The organism is Fodinibius salsisoli (assembly GCF_026229185.1).
GTDB classification, from domain to species: Bacteria; Bacteroidota; Rhodothermia; order Balneolales; family Balneolaceae; genus Fodinibius; species Fodinibius salsisoli.
Window position 1 is genome coordinate 1 of record NZ_JAGGJA010000027.1, and the last position, 15,204, is coordinate 15,204.

Consider the following 15,204-nt stretch of genomic DNA (forward strand, 5'->3'; position numbering starts at 1 on the left):
GGCGACAACGTAACGATGGACGTGACGTTGATCCAGCCGGTAGCCATGGAGGAAGGGTTGCGATTTGCGATCCGCGAAGGAGGCCGCACCGTCGGCGCCGGCGTGGTAACTGAAATTATTGAATAAGAATTGCTTAAGCGTTAGGAGGCAATCTTGTTTCCTGGCGCTGTTAATAAATAGATAAGCTGTGGCTACACAACAAAAGATTCGAATTAAGCTAAAGTCATACGATCATAACCTGATCGATAAATCGGCTGAAAAAATTATTCAGACGGTAAAATCCACGGGAGCTGTTGTATCGGGACCGATACCACTTCCGACGAAGAAGAACATCATTACGGTGCTGCGAGGGCCACATGTGAATAAAAAGGCTCGTGAGCAGTTTGAGTATCGTTCTCACAAGCGGTTGATTGATATTTTATCAACCGGTTCGCAAACCGTAGATGCCTTGATGAAGCTGGAGTTGCCCTCTGGTGTTGACGTAGAAATTAAAGTGTAACATTATCAATCACTGAACAATGAGTAGTGGTTTAATAGGAAAAAAAGTCGGAATGACCAATATATTCGATGATGAAGGCCGCAACTATGCGGTAACTGTTATCGAAGTTGAACCTTGCGTTATTACGCAAATTAAAACAGAAGAGTCAGATGGTTACGAAGCTGTTCAACTTGCTGCTTTTGATAAAAAAGCCAAGAACGTTTCAAAGCCTTTATTAGGTCATTTTGAAAAGGCTGGAGCATCGCCTAAGCATTATGTGAAAGAATTCAGAAACTTCATTCCTGAAGACCAGGAAGTTGGAGACGAACTGAATGTTGAAGATATATTTGAAATTGGTAGCAGTGTAGATGTTGTTGGCGTTTCCAAAGGGAAAGGTTTTACTGGTGTAGTAAAGCGCTATAACTTCAGCGGTGTTGGAGAAGCAACTCATGGCCAGCATAACCGTCAACGACATCCGGGTTCTATTGGTCAGGCTTCTGATCCTGCACGTGTATTCCCGGGAATTAAGATGGCCGGGCGAAGTGGAAATGAGCGGACCAAGATTAAAAATTTGACGGTGGCAAAAATATTTGCTGAGTCGAATCTAATGATGGTTACCGGTTCTATTCCTGGCCCCAATGGACGGTTTGTAGAAATTTACAATAGATAGTAAGACTAAGTTGAAATGAAGCTTCCGATTTATACAACTGAAGGTAAGGATAGCGGTAACGAGGCAGATTTAGCGGATACAATTTTTTCCGTAACGCCTAATGAAACCGTTATTTATGAAGATGTACGCCGTTACATGGCGAATCAGCGACAAGGAACGGCAAAGACGAAAGAGCGAGGAGAAGTCCGCGGTGGAGGTCGAAAGGCTTATCGCCAGAAAGGTACTGGACAGGCTCGTCGTGGATCAATTCGTTCGCCGTTGCTCAAAGGTGGTGGCACGGTTTTTGGACCTAAGCCCCGCAGTTATTCGCACAAGCTGCCTAAGAAATCTCGACAGTTAGCTCGTAAGTCGGCTTTATCCATCAAAGCATCAGAAGAGAATGTGAAAGTCGTTGATGACTTCAGCTTTGATGAGCCCAAAACGAGAAAGGTCGTTGATATCCTAAAAGGTTTGGAAATTGAAGATCAAAAAGTATTGATCCTTACAGCAGAGACTGACAAGGTTGTTTACAAGTCAGCTCGTAACATCCCAAATGTAACTGTTCTGGAGGCCAACAAGCCGACGACATATCAAATTTTGGATGCCGATGTTATCCTCATTCAGGATAGTGCGGTTGATGTTTTAGAAGGATCTATTGAACCCGCTGAGGAGGTTTAAGCATGAGTGAAGTATTACAGAAGCCATTAATTACTGAGAAGTTAACACGACTCCAAGAAGAAGGTAAGTACGCTTTTAAGGTTGATAAATATGCAACCAAAGCGGATATCAAGCAAGCAGTGCTTGATCGTTATCCAGAGGTTGAGGTCAAGAAAGTAAATACGATGATTATGCCTTCTAAGCCGAAAGGACGATTTACTGCGAGCGGATATGTTGAGGGTCGAGCAAAAGTTTGGAAGAAAGCAATTGTAACGCTTAAAGAAGGTGAAATAGACTTCTTTAGTGAAATTTAGAAAGCATTAGTCTAATGTCAACGAAGAAACTAAAGCCTACAACACCTGGTTCTCGGCACAGAACTGCACCTGTGTTTGACGACGTAACGGTTAGCAAACCGACGGTTAAACGTCTTGTTAAAGGCAAAAAACAGTCGGGTGGTAGAAACAAACAGGGCCGAATGACCTCTCGCCATCGTGGTGGTGGACATAAACGGCGTTATCGTCAAATCGATTTTAACCGGAATAAGTATGATATCCCGGCTAAGATTCAGACGATTGAATATGATCCTAACCGTTCTGCTCGTATTGCACTGGTAGCATATGCCGATGGGGAGAAACGATATATTATTGCTCCCAATAATTTGGGAGTCGGTGATGAAATTATTAGTAGTGAATCTGCGATTGAGCCAGATGCTGGCAACGCAATGCCAATGAAGCACATGCCGCCGGGTACATTTATCCATAATATTGAGTTAAACCCTGGTAAGGGTGCTCAGTTATGCCGAAGTGCTGGTACAGTCGCTCAGATGGTAGCAAAAACGGATAAATATGTGACCGTTAAGTTGCCTTCTGGAGAAGTCCGTATGATTCTCGGTACTTGCTTCGCTACTGTAGGTACGACCAGTAATCCTGATCATTTCAATACTTCGCTTGGAAAGGCCGGTCGTAGCAGATGGAAAGGTAAGCGCCCACATACTCGTGGTGTTGCTATGAACCCAATCGATCACCCAATGGGTGGTGGTGAAGGAAAGTCATCTGGAGGGCATCCGCGTTCACCGTGGGGACAGTCTTCTAAAGGATTGAAGACCCGCAAACGTAAGAAGCTTTCGGATCGCTATATTGTTCGAAGTCGAAAAAAGTCTAAAAAGTAATTAGTTATGCCAAGATCGCTCAGAAAAGGACCTTACGTATATTACAAGTTACAGCGTAAGGTCGATGCAATGAATGAAAGCGGCAAAAAGAATGTCATCAAAACCTGGTCCCGTAGTTCAATGGTTACTCCAGACTTTGTTGGCCTGACTATTGCCGTTCATAACGGGAAGCAGTTTATCCCCGTTTTTATTACCGAAAATATGGTTGGTCATAAGTTGGGTGAATTTGCGCCCACAAGAACGTTCCGCGGCCACCCTGAAAAGACAAAAACTCGAGAAGCACCCAGAAAACCAGGACAGTAAAGAATTATGGCTGAAGAAAAATTTGAAGCACGAGCGATTCAAAAGCACTTACGGCGATCTCCACGCAAGGTTCGCTTGGTAGTAGATGCCGTTCGAGGAGAGAATGTAGCTAAAGCTTTAAAAAAGCTTGAATTTACCAATAAAGCTTCTGCTCCAGACGTTGCAAAAGTTATTAAGTCGGCTGCTGCTAATATTCGAGATAAGTTTCAGGAAGCACGGCTCGATAACCAAGACTTGGTGGTCAAAGAAATTTTTGTAAATGAAGGAGCCACTTTGAAACGAATACAGCCGGCTCCGATGGGGCGTGCCCATCAGATTCGCAAGCGCACTTGCCACATTAATGTTACAGTGGCTAAAAAAGAAGAAGAATTAGTTAATTAATAAACGACAATACCTTGGGACAGAAATCACATCCAGTAGGTTTAAGACTCGGTATTATTCGCGGTTGGGATTCCAACTGGTATTCCGAAGAAAACGAACCCGAAATATTATATGAAGACACTAAGTTGCGCGAATATTTGCACACTCGTCTTCAAAGTGGTGGGTTATCACGCGTAATTATTGAGCGTACACCTAAACGAATACTTCTTACACTTAAAACCAGCCGCCCCGGTGTTATTATTGGTAAAGGGGGAGAGCAGATTGAATTGCTCCGCGAAGAGCTGAAGAAAATTACGAGTAAAGAAGTGCAGATTAATGTAAGTGAGATTAAGCGGCCTGAAACAGATGCCAGCTTGGTTGCTCAAAATATTGCGCAGCAGCTCGAAGCACGTATTTCGTTCCGCCGGGCTATGAAGACGGCTATCTCATCGGCTATGCGAATGGGTGCTAAAGGCATTAAGATTCGTTGCGCAGGGCGTTTGGGAGGCTCCGAAATGGCTCGTACCGAACAGTATCGAGAAGGACGAGTTCCTTTGCATACGCTGCGGGCTGATATTGATTATTACAATACTACCTCCAACACCATTTATGGATCTATTGGAGTAACGGTATGGATTTTCAAAGGAGAAATTCTGGGGGATATTGAACTTACTCCTGGTGATGCCCATACACAGCAAAAAGATGATTCCCGGGGACGTCGCGGAGGAGGCAAACGCCGCTCGCGTCGAAAACGAAGAAATCGAAGAAACTAATATTGAAATTAATTAATCATGCTTGAACCAAAACGTGTAAGACGCCGCCGTCAGCACCGAAGAAGTCTGGAAGGCACTGCTCAACGAGGCCATACATTAGCCCACGGCGATTTTGGTCTGAAGGCTATGGAGCCAAAGTACATCACATCACGGCAGATTGAATCTTGCCGTATTGCAATTGCCCGGCAGTTGCAGCGTGATGGCCAGACCTGGATTCGAATATTTCCGGATATGCCCAAAACTTCGCAACCGGCCGAGACCCGAATGGGTAAAGGTAAAGGTGCTGTTGAAGAGTTTGTGGCAGTTGTTAAGCCGGGAAGAATTTTGTTCGAAATTGCTGGTGTGCCTCTAGAATTGGCTCGCGAGGCAATGCGACGTGCTGATTATAAACTTCCAATTAAAACGAAATTTATTGTACGTCGGGACTACGACGGACCTTAATTTTCAAAGGATTATTAAATACGCATGAAAGCACACGAACTTAGAGAACTGACGATTACAGAACTTAAAGCACGCCTTGAGGATGAGAAGGAGGCATTGCAGGATATGAAATTCAATCGTGCAATAGCCGGACAGCTTGAAAATCCGGCCCGTGTACCGATGACCCGACGAGAAATTGCTCGTCTGCACACGATTATTACTGAAAAAGAACAAGAAGAAAGTGCTGGATAATTGAATTATGGCACAAACTGAACGAGTACAACGAAGAGAACGAACAGGTCGCGTGGTAAGTAACAGAATGGATAAGACCATTACTGTTGCAGTAGACCGACAGGTTAAGCACGCGATTTATGGTAAATTTATTACCAAGACGACCAAGTATATGGCTCATGACGAAAATAATGAGGCTAACGAGGGTGATGTTGTCCAAATCACATCTACCCGACCGCTTTCTAAGCGAAAAACTTGGCGCCTTGTTGAGATTATTGAACGAGCAAAATAACGGACACATATTAGGAATTAGCAATGGTACAAGCTCAAACAAAGTTAAAAGTTGCCGATAACAGCGGAGCCCGTGAGCTTCAGTGTATAAAAGTACTTGGAGACTCCAAGCGGCGGTATGCCAGCATTGGTGACCTTATTTCTTGCTCTGTAAAGACAGCTATCCCCGGTGGTAATGTTAAGAAAGGGGAAGTTGTGAATGCAGTTGTCGTACGTACTAAAAAAGAAATCCGTCGTAGTGATGGCAGTTATATTCGATTTGATGAAAATGCTGCTGTAATCATTAACAAGGAAAGTGAACCGATCGGAACACGAATTTTTGGGCCGGTTGCACGAGAATTACGCGAAAAGAATTATATGCGCATTGTTTCGCTTGCGCCCGAAGTGCTTTAAAACAGAATTTAGTTATGCCACAGAAGAAATTACATGTTAAAAAAGGTGATGAAGTAAAAGTCATTGCTGGAAACGAAAAAGGAAAAGAAGGCCGTATATTGGCTGTATTTCCTCAAGACGAACGCGTTTTGGTTGAAGGCATTAACATGCGAGTGCATCATGATAAACCCACCCAGGAGAATCCGCAAGGTGGACGTATTGAACGAGAAGTTTCTATCCACATTTCAAATGTGATGGTTATAGATCCATCTACTGGAGAACCAACTCGCATCGGCCGGAAGCGCATTGAGGAAGAAGGCAACGGTCGATGGGTACGATATGCCAAGAAAAGTGGCGAGATTATTGATAAATAAGAAGGAATTATAGAATGGCTGAAGCAAGACTTTATACCGAATACAAAGACAACATTATCTCGAACCTAAGGGAACAGTTCGAATATGCAAACATCATGGCTGTCCCAAAGCTTCAAAAGATAGTAATTAACTGTGGAGTCGGTGAAGCCGTAGAGAATGAAAAACGGTTAGACACTGTCGTTGATAATGTTGGCAAGATTACCGGACAGCATCCTGTAACTACCAAGGCAAAGAAATCTATCTCGAATTTTAAAACTCGAGAAGGAATGCCTATCGGATGCAAGGTAACATTGCGAAAAAAGCAGATGTATGAGTTTTTGGATCGACTAATCAACCTGGCATTGCCAAGGACCAGAGACTTTCAGGGTGTGCCTGATAAAAGTTTCGATGGCCGCGGTAATTATACGCTCGGTATTAAAGAGCATACAATCTTTCCAGAGATTAATACCGAAGAGGTTGATGAAATCCATGGACTGGATGTGACTTTTGTTACATCTGCTGAAACTGACGAAGAGGCTTATTCCTTATTGAAAGAATTTGGAATGCCGTTTCAGAAACGAAATTAATCTACTTACACAAGCATAATTCATTATGGCAAAAGCAGCTTGGATAGCACGTAATAGGAAGCGAAAGCGAATGGTAAAGAAATATGCCGAAAAGCGTAAAAAGCTTAAGGAAGAGGGCAAGTGGGAAGAGTTGCAAAAGCTCCCCCGAAATTCAAGCCCCACACGATTGAATAATCGGTGCAGCTTAACCGGACGCTCTCGAGGCTATATCCGGAAGTATGGTATTTCCCGGATTAAATTTCGAGAACTTGCATTGGATGGAAAGATTCCTGGGATCCGTAAAGCAAGCTGGTAACAATATAACGAAGAACTTCTATGTTTGATCCAATTTCAGATTATTTAACACAAATTAGAAATGCTCAGCAGGCAGGCCACCGTCGAGTGGATATCCCCGCATCTAAGCTTAAGCGGGCAATGACCAAGATCCTGTTAGACAAAGGATATATCAATAAGTACATCAATATTGATGATGGAAAGCAGGGGATGCTCCGGCTTTTCCTGAAGTATGATGCTTATGGTCAGCCGGTTATTAAAAAGATGAAGCGCCGATCCAAACCAGGATTGCGTGAATATTGTGGGGCTGGTGATATCCCGCGAGCTCTTAACGGCTTGGGTATTGTTATCCTGTCAACTTCGCGCGGTGTTATGACCGACAAAGAGGCCCGTAAGGTAAATGTGGGTGGCGAAGTTTTATGCACTGTTTATTAAAACTAAAGCAATAGAATTATGTCTCGTATCGGAAATCAGCCGATTGAATTAACAGATGATGTCGAATTTAGCATTGATGCTGACAATGTTGTCACAATTAAAGGTGGCAAAGGCAGCGACTCTTTGCAGGTAGATGAAACCATCAGCGTGGAAGAAAAAGATGGTGAACTTTTGATAACACGAAGCTCTGATGAAAAAAGCCAGCGATCGTTGCATGGACTTTACAGATCCCTTATTAGTAATATGGTTACGGGAGTTTCAGAAGGGTATAAAAAAGAACTTGAAATTATTGGTGTTGGATATCGTGCCTCTATTAGCAATGGTATCCTGGAAATCACGCTTGGATTCTCTCATCCGATCTACTTTGTAGCTCCGGACGGGATAGAAATTGAAGTAGATACCAAGAGTAGAAACAATCCAATGATCATTGTTTCTGGAATTAATAAAGAATTGGTTGGCCAGGTTTCCGCTAAGATTCGATCACTACGTCCACCAGAGCCGTACAACGGTAAAGGTATTCGATATGTGGGTGAGTGGGTTCGAAGAAAAGCCGGTAAATCTGCTGCTAAAGCTTAATCAGAATTATTACAATGGATAAGACAATAGAAAAACGGTTACGCCGAGATAAAATACGCCGACGTATTCGTGCCACAGTACGAGGAACGGCCGAGCGACCTCGCTTAGGTGTTTATAAAAGCAATAAGCATGTTTATGCCCAGTTGATCGATGATCTGATGGGGCAAACACTTGCTTCAGCTTCTACACAGAGTAATGAGCTTTCGGATGAGGTTGAAGGAAAGACTAAGCAAGAAGCCGCCGAAGCTGTTGGAAAACATTTAGCGCAACTTGCAGACGAAAAAGGAATCAATAAAGCCGTTTTTGACCGCAGTGGATATAAATATCACGGTGTAATTAAAGCACTTGCAGATGGTGCTCGCGAAGGTGGATTAGACTTTTAAAACGATTTATTATGCCAAAAATAAGAAGAAGACATAACGTAGCTCCCAAGAATTTGAACCTCGAAGAAAAGCTGGTTCATATTAACCGGGTTTCGAAGGTTGTAAAAGGTGGACGCCGTTTCAGCTTTAACGCAATTGTTGTAGTTGGAAATAAAGACGGAGTGGTGGGGCATGGCCTTGGAAAAGCCAATGAGGTTTCTGATGCCATCCAAAAAGGGTTTGATAATGCCAAGAAGAACCTGATTAGAGTTCCCATGACAAAGACCGGGAGCATCTATCACACTATTACGGGTAAGGAAGGAGCTGGTGAAGTATTGTTACGGCCTGCCTCCGAAGGTACCGGTGTTATCGCTGGCGGACCTGTAAAAGCACTGCTTGATATTGCAGGTATGCAGAATATTCTTACTAAGTCGGTAGGATCTTCAAATCCCCATAACATGGTAAAAGCAACCTACAACGGGCTGAAAAATCTTACAGATCCGCTTGAAGTTGCAGAACGACGTGGAATATCGTTGAACAAAGTGTTTGAAGGATAATTGATCTAAGGAATTTAATACAATTACAGAATAATGGATTTAAGTAATTTAAAAGCTCCTGAACCCAATAAGAAAAAGGCCAAGCGCATTGGGCGCGGGGAAGGTTCGGGATATGGAAGCCATACGGTAGGAAAGGGACATAATGGTCAGCGTGCACGAAGCGGTTATAAGGAGCGCTTTTGGTTTGAAGGTGGTCAGATGCCCCTTCAGCGTATTGTGCCTAAATGGGGATTCAACAATCCATTCCGGAAAGAATACGTAGCTGTTAATGTTGGAACCATTGATCTGTTCCTTGAAGCGGGTAAATTGAAGGACTCAACAATTAGCCTTGATGATATTATTGAGGCTGGTCTCGCTGGCAAGAATGATTTAGTTAAGCTCTTAGGAGATGGCGAAATTGAAACTTCTATTGACATAGAAGTACATAAAGCGAGCAAATCAGCCCAGGAAAAGGTTGAAGATGCTGGTGGTAGTATATCATTTATTGAGAATTAACAATAGTTTCTTTCTTAGATGAGTTTAGTCGAAAACTTTCGCAACATATTTAAAATTGAGGAGCTGAAAAATCGTATCCTCTACGTCGTTGGTATCTTAATGGTCTACCGTATAGGTAGTTATGTCACACTCCCAGGCGTAGATGCTTCTCAGCTGGTTCAGCAAACTGGAAATGCTTCCAGCCTGCTGGGACTTTTTGATATGTTTGTGGGCGGCGCCTTTTCACGGGCCGGGGTATTTGCATTAGGAATTATGCCCTACATTACTGCAGCTATTATTATTCAGCTGATGGGTGCTGTTGTTCCTTATTTCCAGAAGTTACAGCGGGAAGGGGAAGAAGGACGTCGTAAAATAAATCGGTTGACTCGTTATGGAACCATTGGTATTACAGCAGTTCAGGCTATTGGTTTTGCAATTAACCTGATGGCTACCTCTCCCAATGCAATTATTGTTGGGAATGTAACCTTCGTTATTACCTCTGTTATTGTTTTAACAGCGGGTACGGCTTTTGTGATGTGGTTGGGTGAACGTATTACGGATCGTGGTATTGGAAACGGTATTTCGATCTTAATTATGATTGGAATTATCGCCCGTTTGCCAGCGAGTCTGGTTAATGAGGTAACGACTTCTGCAAATGCTATCATCGTCATTGTTGAAATTGCTGCGCTGATATTAGTTATTGCTTTTTGTGTGTTGCTTACACAGGGAGTTCGAAAGATTCCGGTACAGTATGCAAAGCGTGTTGTGGGAAGGAAAGTGTATGGAGGTACTACGCAGTACCTGCCATTGAAGGTGAACGCAGCAGGTGTAATGCCCATTATCTTCGCACAGTCTATCATGTTTATTCCAAGTACTATCGGTACCTTCTTCCCAGAGAATGCCACGGTACAAATGTTAACAGCATGGTCTTCCGATTTTACAGGAATTACCTATTCGATAATATTCTTTATTATCTGTGTGTTCTTTACATATTTCTATACGGCAATTTCTGTTAATCCGCGAGAAATGGCGGATACTATGAAGCGGCAAGGAGGTTTTATTCCCGGAATACGTCCCGGTAATCAAACCGTAGAATTTATTGATAATATTTTGACGAAAGTAACTTTACCAGGAGCTATCTTCTTAGGGTTTATTGCTATATTGCCCGCTTTTGCTGCACGGTTAGGAGTTACCCCTGGTTTTGCAATGTTCTATGGCGGTACCAGCTTGTTAATTATTGTTGGGGTTGCCATTGATACGCTACAGCAGATAGAAAGTCATCTAATGATGCGTCATTATGATGGATTTATGAAGACCGGAAGAATGAAGGGACGTCGTCGAGCCGGATGATTTTTCTAAAAAGTGAATCCGAAATTGAAAAAATGCGAACAAGCGCGCAGCTTGTCTCGCGAACGCTGGCCGAAGTGGCCAAACATATTGAACCTGGCGTTACCACTGCGAAGTTAGATCGAGTCGCAGAAGAATTTATACAGAAACATGATGCCAGGCCTGCTTTTAAAGGGTATGGCCCCAAAAGTAATCCTTTTCCAGGTACGCTTTGTATTTCTGTGAATGAAGAAGTGGTTCATGGTATTCCCAGCGAGAAGAGGGAACTTAAAGAAGGTGATATTGTTTCTATAGATTGTGGAGTCGAAAAAGAAGGATATTTCGGCGATCATGCATATACTTTTGCAGTTGGTGAGTGTGATCCAAAAACAATTAAGTTATTGCGGACTACGCTCGAATCACTGTATGAAGGTATTGACCAGGCAACCCATGGTAATAAGGTGGGAGATATTTCAAATGCTGTACAAACATACTGCGAAGCTGAAGGTTACGGCGTTGTCCGGGATCTTGTCGGACATGGTCTTGGAAAATCGCTTCATGAAGATCCTTCGGTACCCAATTTTGGGAAAGCAGGAAGAGGCAAGCGGTTACGATCTGGTATGACACTGGCTGTTGAACCCATGATAACATTGGGTAGCTGGAAGGTAAAAACTCTCGAAGATGGCTGGACTGTTGTCACCGCTGATAAGAAAAATGCGGCTCACTTTGAACATGATATTGTGGTCCGTGAAGGAAAGGCTGAAATTCTCAGTACTTTTGATTATATTAGAGAGATAACGAAAAATCGAATTAACGCAGACATTTAACGATGGCTAAACAAGAGCCTATTAAGCAAGATGGCGAAATTATTGAAGCGTTACCTAACGCACAATTTCGCGTCGAACTTGACAATGGACATGAAATTTTGGCTCATGTCTCAGGAAAGATGAGAATGTATTATATTAAAATTCTTCCCGGCGACCGTGTTGCCGTGGAAATGTCACCTTACGATTTAAGTAAGGGACGCATAACGTATCGTTATAAATAAAATCTAACTAAAAGAGTTTTAGTATTATGAAGACCCGATCTTCAGTTAAAAAAAGAAGTTCTGACGACAAAATTGTACGACGAAACGGTCGTGTATATGTAATTAACAAGAAGAATCCACGCCACAAGCAACGGCAAGGATAATAAATCTGGATAGTTTTATGGCAAGAATTGCTGGAATAGACTTACCGAAAGAAAAAAGAGGCGAAATAGGGTTAACCTATATCTTTGGTATTGGAAAATCTACTGCTCAGTCAATACTTGATGAGTTAGAGATCGATCCTAATACTAAGGTCAAGGATTGGACCGATGATCAGGTTACCGAACTTCGTACTAAGATAGATAATGAGCATACCGTCGAAGGTAATTTACGGAGTGAAGTAAAAGCCAATATTCGACGCCTGATAGAGATTGGTTCTTACCGTGGTACCCGACATCGAAAAGGATTGCCGGTACGCGGACAGAATACTCAGACTAATGCCCGAACACGAAAAGGGAAGCGCCGTACTGTAGCCGGTAAGAAATCAGCTCCACGAACATAAGAATACTGAAAAATAAATGGCAAAGAAGAAAAGACGATCTCCGGGCAAAAAACGAAGAAGTAGAAAGCAGTTATCAGACCCTAATGGAATGGCCTTCATTAAGGCAACCTTTAATAATGTTCTGGTAACCGTAACTGATGCTGATGGGAATGCAATTTCATGGTCCTCCGCTGGTAAAGAGGGCTTCAAGGGCTCAAGAAAAAATACGCCCTATGCTGCACAATTGAGTGCAGAAACAGCAGCTACAGCAGCATACGAGATGGGACTCCGACGAGTTGAAGTATTTGTGAAGGGACCTGGTTCTGGTAGAGAAGCTGCAGTACGGGCTTTAGCTTCAAGCGGTCTTGAAGTTACTGCTATTAAAGATAGAACGCCTATACCACATAACGGTTGTAGGCCACCCAAAAGAAGAAGAGTTTAAAGAAGAAGGTTTAGCATTTATTATGGCAAGATATAGAGGTCCAAAACAGAAAAAAGCAAGACGATTTAGGGAGCCTATTTTCGGTCCCAGTAAAGCACTGGAACGTAAACCTTATGGGCCTGGGCAGCATGGGCGCTCTCGCTATTCCCGAAAGTCTGAATATGCTATTCAGCTTGAGGAAAAGCAGAAAGCCAAATATACCTATGGCTTGTTGGAAAAGCAGTTTTCAAATCTGTTCGACAAAGCAAATGCCAAGGATGGAGTTACTGGTGAAATTCTGCTTCAGTATCTCGAAAGCCGATTAGATAATACGGTTTATCGTCTTGGTTTTGCCCGGACACGTAGACAAGCCCGACAACTTGTTAGCCATAAGCATATTGTAGTTAATGGACAAGTGGTCAATATCCCCTCTTATCAGCTTAAGCCAGGAGATGTTGTTAGTGTTCGACCTAAATCAAAAACACTCGAAGTGATTAATGATTCGCTCGAGCATGCACCAACCCGGAGATTTAAATGGGTTGAGGTTGATAAAAAGAAGATGGCAGGCAAGTTTTTGAATGTGCCTGAAATGGAAGAAATTCCTGAAAATATTAATGTTCAGCTAATTGTTGAGCTTTACTCTAAGTAATTTTAATCATTTAGTGTGAAAACGCTTTTATTATGAGCAATTACAGCATACAAATGCCTGATCCTCTTAATGTAGAGGAGGCAACTGATACGTTTGGAACCTTTATCTTAGAACCCCTTGAACGTGGTTTTGGGGTAACGGTCGGTAATTCTTTTCGCCGTATTCTTTTGTCTTCCCTTCCAGGAATAGCAATTAACGCCATTAAAATTGAAGGCGTTGAGCACGAATATTCCAGCATTGAAGGGGTTAAAGAAGATGTTTATGAAATTATTCTTAACCTCAAGGAAGTTCGGTTTAAGCAGGTAGAGCAAAGTAGTGGAGTAGTGCATCTATCCCAATCAGGAGAAGGCACACTTAAGGCAGCTGATATTGATGAAGCAACGGCTGATTATGAAGTGTTAAATCCTGATCAGATAATTGCTACCCTTTCGGAAGGTGCTGAATTAGAGATTGAACTTCGACTGGGAAGGGGACGAGGCTATGTTCCTGCAGAAGAACAGAATATAGACACTTCAGAGGACGTCAATATTATTCCTATTGATGCGATTTATACTCCTATAAAACAGGTCGAGTTTGATGTAGAAAATGTTCGTGTAGGCCAGCATACCGACTATGAAAAGTTGGTAATGGATATTACTACCGATGGGTCTATCAATTCTAAAGAGGCTCTTACTATTGCTGGAAAAATTCTCAAAGAGCATACTGAGAAATTTATTACCGAGGAAATTGATGAGCCATTTACTCAGGAAGAAGAAGAGGTTGATGCAGAAAAACAACGTATTAAAAAGTTGTTAAAAACCAGCATTGAGGATTTGAATCTGAGTGTTCGTTCATACAATTGTTTGAAGTCAGCAAATATCAATACCATTGGTGAGCTGGTTACTCGTGATGAGCAAGATCTGTTGAAATTCCGAAATTTTGGTAAAAAGTCCTTAGCCGAACTGGTTGAAGTCATTGAAGGTAAAGACCTGCACTTCGGTATGGATGTTACTAAGTATTTAGATAATTCATAAAGATATTAGAAAGAAATGCGTCATTTAGTTAAAGGTCGAAAACTGGGCAGAACGCCTTCACATCGTAAGGCGACATTAAGTTCACTTTCGGTGGCACTTATTAAAGAGCATCGAATTGTGACTACAGAAGCAAAAGCTAAAGAGCTTCGAAGCTATGTAGAGCCGCTGATAACCAAAGCGAAGGAAGATACGACGCATAATCGTCGTCAGGTTTTTTCAAAGCTTAGGGATAAACAGGTGGTTTCTCATTTGTTTGAGGAAGTTGCCCAAAAAGCGATGGATCGCCCTGGAGGATATACCAGAGTTATAAAGATTGGTAATCGATCGGGAGATGGCGCAAAAATGGCTGTCATAGAGCTTGTTGATTACAATGATATCAAGCCAGAGGATAGCCAAAAGAAGAAGCGTACACGTAGATCTGGCAAGTCTAACAAATCCACCTCAGGTAAGGATACATCAGACCAAAAAACGTCTGAGCCTGTAAGTGAGGCAGATTCTACAGAGGATAGTACTTCTTTGGAAGAAGAATAGTTTTTGTTCTATTATTGATCAGAATATCAGGTTTAGCTTGTATTTTTAAACCTGTAATAAAATCCAATTTATTATTTGGATTTAAGTTGTAAGGTTGTTATCTTTGCAACGCTCCGAAAGGGGAGTAGTTTTAAACCCCTTTCATGCTCTTTGAAATCCGCTGAAATTAAGTTTGGAAGTTGATTTAAAACTTCTTATACTTGCATCGCCTTGGAGGAAAGGGTGTCGCATTCAGCGGCCCCGCTTGTAGGTACTCTTGGGAAGTGCAGCAGCGTATTTTGAGGCAGCACAACGTGTTCTTTGCCATATTGAGAATATACAGACGATCGCACGTCGAGCCCTTGTCGAGGTGGCCTTTTAGGCGCCTCAGATGAGAC

31 protein-coding genes are annotated in these 15,204 nt (G+C 42.5%); 30 read left to right on the top strand and 1 reads right to left on the bottom strand.

The features are described 5' to 3' along the window. The 30 genes from J6I44_RS20220 to rplQ form a co-directional block, all read left to right on the top strand. Positions 1-126: EF-Tu C-terminal domain-related protein (locus tag J6I44_RS20220; RefSeq protein ID WP_491536874.1), on the top strand; the 126-nt coding region annotated here is incomplete at its 5' end. Positions 127-187: 61 nt separating this feature from the next. Beyond that, entirely contained in the window at positions 188-499 is a 312-nt protein-coding gene (rpsJ, locus tag J6I44_RS20225; RefSeq protein WP_073068579.1) for a 30S ribosomal protein S10, read from the top strand. 19 nt (positions 500-518) lie between these two features. Continuing rightward, complete coding sequence (gene rplC, locus J6I44_RS20230; RefSeq protein WP_265768092.1) at positions 519-1,148, top strand: 50S ribosomal protein L3; 630 nt, start codon at positions 519-521, stop codon at positions 1,146-1,148. 15 nt (positions 1,149-1,163) lie between these two features. After that, positions 1,164-1,805 (top strand): 50S ribosomal protein L4, encoded by a 642-nt coding sequence (gene rplD / locus J6I44_RS20235; protein ID WP_265768093.1) that lies wholly within the window; start codon positions 1,164-1,166, stop codon positions 1,803-1,805. A gap of 2 nt (positions 1,806-1,807) precedes the next feature. Next, positions 1,808-2,098 (top strand): 50S ribosomal protein L23, encoded by a 291-nt coding sequence (rplW, locus tag J6I44_RS20240; protein ID WP_265768094.1) that lies wholly within the window; start codon positions 1,808-1,810, stop codon positions 2,096-2,098. A gap of 14 nt (positions 2,099-2,112) precedes the next feature. After that, a complete protein-coding gene (gene rplB, locus J6I44_RS20245; RefSeq protein WP_265768095.1) occupies positions 2,113-2,952 on the top strand; it encodes a 50S ribosomal protein L2 in 840 nt (279 codons plus the stop codon). A gap of 6 nt (positions 2,953-2,958) precedes the next feature. After that, entirely contained in the window at positions 2,959-3,255 is a 297-nt protein-coding gene (rpsS, locus tag J6I44_RS20250; RefSeq protein ID WP_265768096.1) for a 30S ribosomal protein S19, read from the top strand. 6 nt (positions 3,256-3,261) lie between these two features. Next, a complete protein-coding gene (gene rplV, locus J6I44_RS20255; protein ID WP_265768097.1) occupies positions 3,262-3,636 on the top strand; it encodes a 50S ribosomal protein L22 in 375 nt (124 codons plus the stop codon). Positions 3,637-3,650: 14 nt separating this feature from the next. Then, positions 3,651-4,388 carry a 30S ribosomal protein S3 gene (gene rpsC, locus J6I44_RS20260; protein WP_265768098.1) on the top strand — a complete coding sequence of 246 codons (738 nt, stop codon included), beginning with the start codon at positions 3,651-3,653 and terminating at the stop codon, positions 4,386-4,388. Positions 4,389-4,406: 18 nt separating this feature from the next. Continuing rightward, the gene (gene rplP, locus J6I44_RS20265; RefSeq protein ID WP_265768099.1) at positions 4,407-4,829 is read left to right on the top strand and encodes a 50S ribosomal protein L16; all 423 of its coding nucleotides are present in this window, start codon (positions 4,407-4,409) and stop codon (positions 4,827-4,829) included. 24 nt (positions 4,830-4,853) lie between these two features. Beyond that, positions 4,854-5,060 carry a 50S ribosomal protein L29 gene (rpmC, locus tag J6I44_RS20270; RefSeq protein WP_265768100.1) on the top strand — a complete coding sequence of 69 codons (207 nt, stop codon included), beginning with the start codon at positions 4,854-4,856 and terminating at the stop codon, positions 5,058-5,060. A 7-nt stretch (positions 5,061-5,067) separates the two neighbouring features. After that, complete coding sequence (gene rpsQ, locus J6I44_RS20275) at positions 5,068-5,331, top strand: 30S ribosomal protein S17 (protein WP_265768101.1); 264 nt, start codon at positions 5,068-5,070, stop codon at positions 5,329-5,331. Between the two features lie 23 nt (positions 5,332-5,354). Continuing rightward, positions 5,355-5,723, top strand: coding sequence for a 50S ribosomal protein L14 (gene rplN, locus J6I44_RS20280; RefSeq protein WP_265768102.1), 369 nt, complete (start codon positions 5,355-5,357; stop codon positions 5,721-5,723). Positions 5,724-5,737: 14 nt separating this feature from the next. Next, complete coding sequence (gene rplX / locus J6I44_RS20285) at positions 5,738-6,076, top strand: 50S ribosomal protein L24 (RefSeq protein ID WP_265768103.1); 339 nt, start codon at positions 5,738-5,740, stop codon at positions 6,074-6,076. Between the two features lie 14 nt (positions 6,077-6,090). Beyond that, positions 6,091-6,642, top strand: coding sequence for a 50S ribosomal protein L5 (gene rplE / locus J6I44_RS20290; RefSeq protein WP_265768104.1), 552 nt, complete (start codon positions 6,091-6,093; stop codon positions 6,640-6,642). Between the two features lie 25 nt (positions 6,643-6,667). Further along, positions 6,668-6,937 (top strand): 30S ribosomal protein S14, encoded by a 270-nt coding sequence (gene rpsN, locus J6I44_RS20295; RefSeq protein WP_265768105.1) that lies wholly within the window; start codon positions 6,668-6,670, stop codon positions 6,935-6,937. Between the two features lie 20 nt (positions 6,938-6,957). After that, complete coding sequence (gene rpsH / locus J6I44_RS20300) at positions 6,958-7,350, top strand: 30S ribosomal protein S8 (RefSeq protein WP_265768106.1); 393 nt, start codon at positions 6,958-6,960, stop codon at positions 7,348-7,350. A gap of 18 nt (positions 7,351-7,368) precedes the next feature. Then, the gene (gene rplF, locus J6I44_RS20305; protein ID WP_265768107.1) at positions 7,369-7,926 is read left to right on the top strand and encodes a 50S ribosomal protein L6; all 558 of its coding nucleotides are present in this window, start codon (positions 7,369-7,371) and stop codon (positions 7,924-7,926) included. Between the two features lie 5 nt (positions 7,927-7,931). Further along, positions 7,932-8,309, top strand: a complete 378-nt coding sequence (rplR, locus tag J6I44_RS20310) for a 50S ribosomal protein L18 (RefSeq protein WP_434084243.1) — start codon at positions 7,932-7,934, stop codon at positions 8,307-8,309. 11 nt (positions 8,310-8,320) lie between these two features. Further along, positions 8,321-8,845 (top strand): 30S ribosomal protein S5, encoded by a 525-nt coding sequence (gene rpsE / locus J6I44_RS20315; RefSeq protein WP_265768109.1) that lies wholly within the window; start codon positions 8,321-8,323, stop codon positions 8,843-8,845. Between the two features lie 33 nt (positions 8,846-8,878). Then, entirely contained in the window at positions 8,879-9,340 is a 462-nt protein-coding gene (gene rplO / locus J6I44_RS20320) for a 50S ribosomal protein L15 (protein WP_265768110.1), read from the top strand. A gap of 18 nt (positions 9,341-9,358) precedes the next feature. Further along, on the top strand, positions 9,359-10,669 hold the full coding sequence (secY, locus tag J6I44_RS20325) for a preprotein translocase subunit SecY (RefSeq protein ID WP_265768111.1): 1,311 nt from the start codon (positions 9,359-9,361) through the stop codon (positions 10,667-10,669). Continuing rightward, a complete protein-coding gene (gene map / locus J6I44_RS20330) occupies positions 10,666-11,472 on the top strand; it encodes a type I methionyl aminopeptidase (RefSeq protein WP_265768112.1) in 807 nt (268 codons plus the stop codon). Before secY ends, map begins: the two co-directional genes overlap by 4 nt. A 2-nt stretch (positions 11,473-11,474) precedes the next feature. Beyond that, entirely contained in the window at positions 11,475-11,693 is a 219-nt protein-coding gene (gene infA / locus J6I44_RS20335) for a translation initiation factor IF-1 (RefSeq protein ID WP_020404818.1), read from the top strand. Between the two features lie 26 nt (positions 11,694-11,719). Continuing rightward, positions 11,720-11,836 carry a 50S ribosomal protein L36 gene (gene rpmJ, locus J6I44_RS20340; protein ID WP_142716052.1) on the top strand — a complete coding sequence of 39 codons (117 nt, stop codon included), beginning with the start codon at positions 11,720-11,722 and terminating at the stop codon, positions 11,834-11,836. Between the two features lie 17 nt (positions 11,837-11,853). Continuing rightward, positions 11,854-12,234: a 30S ribosomal protein S13 gene (rpsM, locus tag J6I44_RS20345; RefSeq protein ID WP_265768113.1), complete on the top strand. Its 381-nt coding sequence runs from the start codon at positions 11,854-11,856 to the stop codon at positions 12,232-12,234. A gap of 16 nt (positions 12,235-12,250) precedes the next feature. Further along, complete coding sequence (rpsK, locus tag J6I44_RS20350; protein WP_265768114.1) at positions 12,251-12,655, top strand: 30S ribosomal protein S11; 405 nt, start codon at positions 12,251-12,253, stop codon at positions 12,653-12,655. Between the two features lie 22 nt (positions 12,656-12,677). Continuing rightward, positions 12,678-13,283 (top strand): 30S ribosomal protein S4, encoded by a 606-nt coding sequence (gene rpsD / locus J6I44_RS20355; RefSeq protein ID WP_265768115.1) that lies wholly within the window; start codon positions 12,678-12,680, stop codon positions 13,281-13,283. Positions 13,284-13,315: 32 nt separating this feature from the next. Further along, positions 13,316-14,296, top strand: coding sequence for a DNA-directed RNA polymerase subunit alpha (locus J6I44_RS20360; RefSeq protein WP_265768116.1), 981 nt, complete (start codon positions 13,316-13,318; stop codon positions 14,294-14,296). 15 nt (positions 14,297-14,311) lie between these two features. Then, a complete protein-coding gene (rplQ, locus tag J6I44_RS20365; protein ID WP_350356728.1) occupies positions 14,312-14,827 on the top strand; it encodes a 50S ribosomal protein L17 in 516 nt (171 codons plus the stop codon). 194 nt (positions 14,828-15,021) lie between these two features. Here the strand turns inward: rplQ and J6I44_RS20370 are convergent. Next, positions 15,022-15,204, bottom strand: a 183-nt coding sequence (locus J6I44_RS20370) for a hypothetical protein (protein ID WP_265768117.1), incomplete at its 5' end; no start/stop codon positions are given.

Coding starts and splice junctions, on each gene's coding strand:
- rpsH (WP_265768106.1), top strand. CDS start 6,958: ATGTTTGATCCAATTTCAGATTATTTAACACAAATTAGAAATGCTCAG.
- rplB (WP_265768095.1), top strand. CDS start 2,113: ATGTCAACGAAGAAACTAAAGCCTACAACACCTGGTTCTCGGCACAGA.
- rpsN (WP_265768105.1), top strand. CDS start 6,668: ATGGCAAAAGCAGCTTGGATAGCACGTAATAGGAAGCGAAAGCGAATG.
- rpsD (WP_265768115.1), top strand. CDS start 12,678: ATGGCAAGATATAGAGGTCCAAAACAGAAAAAAGCAAGACGATTTAGG.
- rpmC (WP_265768100.1), top strand. CDS start 4,854: ATGAAAGCACACGAACTTAGAGAACTGACGATTACAGAACTTAAAGCA.
- rpmJ (WP_142716052.1), top strand. CDS start 11,720: ATGAAGACCCGATCTTCAGTTAAAAAAAGAAGTTCTGACGACAAAATT.
- rplX (WP_265768103.1), top strand. CDS start 5,738: ATGCCACAGAAGAAATTACATGTTAAAAAAGGTGATGAAGTAAAAGTC.
- rplP (WP_265768099.1), top strand. CDS start 4,407: ATGCTTGAACCAAAACGTGTAAGACGCCGCCGTCAGCACCGAAGAAGT.
- rpsQ (WP_265768101.1), top strand. CDS start 5,068: ATGGCACAAACTGAACGAGTACAACGAAGAGAACGAACAGGTCGCGTG.
- rpsM (WP_265768113.1), top strand. CDS start 11,854: ATGGCAAGAATTGCTGGAATAGACTTACCGAAAGAAAAAAGAGGCGAA.
- map (WP_265768112.1), top strand. CDS start 10,666: ATGATTTTTCTAAAAAGTGAATCCGAAATTGAAAAAATGCGAACAAGC.
- rplQ (WP_350356728.1), top strand. CDS start 14,312: ATGCGTCATTTAGTTAAAGGTCGAAAACTGGGCAGAACGCCTTCACAT.
- infA (WP_020404818.1), top strand. CDS start 11,475: ATGGCTAAACAAGAGCCTATTAAGCAAGATGGCGAAATTATTGAAGCG.
- rplD (WP_265768093.1), top strand. CDS start 1,164: ATGAAGCTTCCGATTTATACAACTGAAGGTAAGGATAGCGGTAACGAG.
- rplV (WP_265768097.1), top strand. CDS start 3,262: ATGGCTGAAGAAAAATTTGAAGCACGAGCGATTCAAAAGCACTTACGG.
- rplO (WP_265768110.1), top strand. CDS start 8,879: ATGGATTTAAGTAATTTAAAAGCTCCTGAACCCAATAAGAAAAAGGCC.
- rplN (WP_265768102.1), top strand. CDS start 5,355: ATGGTACAAGCTCAAACAAAGTTAAAAGTTGCCGATAACAGCGGAGCC.
- rplE (WP_265768104.1), top strand. CDS start 6,091: ATGGCTGAAGCAAGACTTTATACCGAATACAAAGACAACATTATCTCG.
- J6I44_RS20360 (WP_265768116.1), top strand. CDS start 13,316: ATGAGCAATTACAGCATACAAATGCCTGATCCTCTTAATGTAGAGGAG.
- rpsK (WP_265768114.1), top strand. CDS start 12,251: ATGGCAAAGAAGAAAAGACGATCTCCGGGCAAAAAACGAAGAAGTAGA.
- rplF (WP_265768107.1), top strand. CDS start 7,369: ATGTCTCGTATCGGAAATCAGCCGATTGAATTAACAGATGATGTCGAA.
- rplC (WP_265768092.1), top strand. CDS start 519: ATGAGTAGTGGTTTAATAGGAAAAAAAGTCGGAATGACCAATATATTC.
- rplW (WP_265768094.1), top strand. CDS start 1,808: ATGAGTGAAGTATTACAGAAGCCATTAATTACTGAGAAGTTAACACGA.
- rpsE (WP_265768109.1), top strand. CDS start 8,321: ATGCCAAAAATAAGAAGAAGACATAACGTAGCTCCCAAGAATTTGAAC.
- rpsS (WP_265768096.1), top strand. CDS start 2,959: ATGCCAAGATCGCTCAGAAAAGGACCTTACGTATATTACAAGTTACAG.
- secY (WP_265768111.1), top strand. CDS start 9,359: ATGAGTTTAGTCGAAAACTTTCGCAACATATTTAAAATTGAGGAGCTG.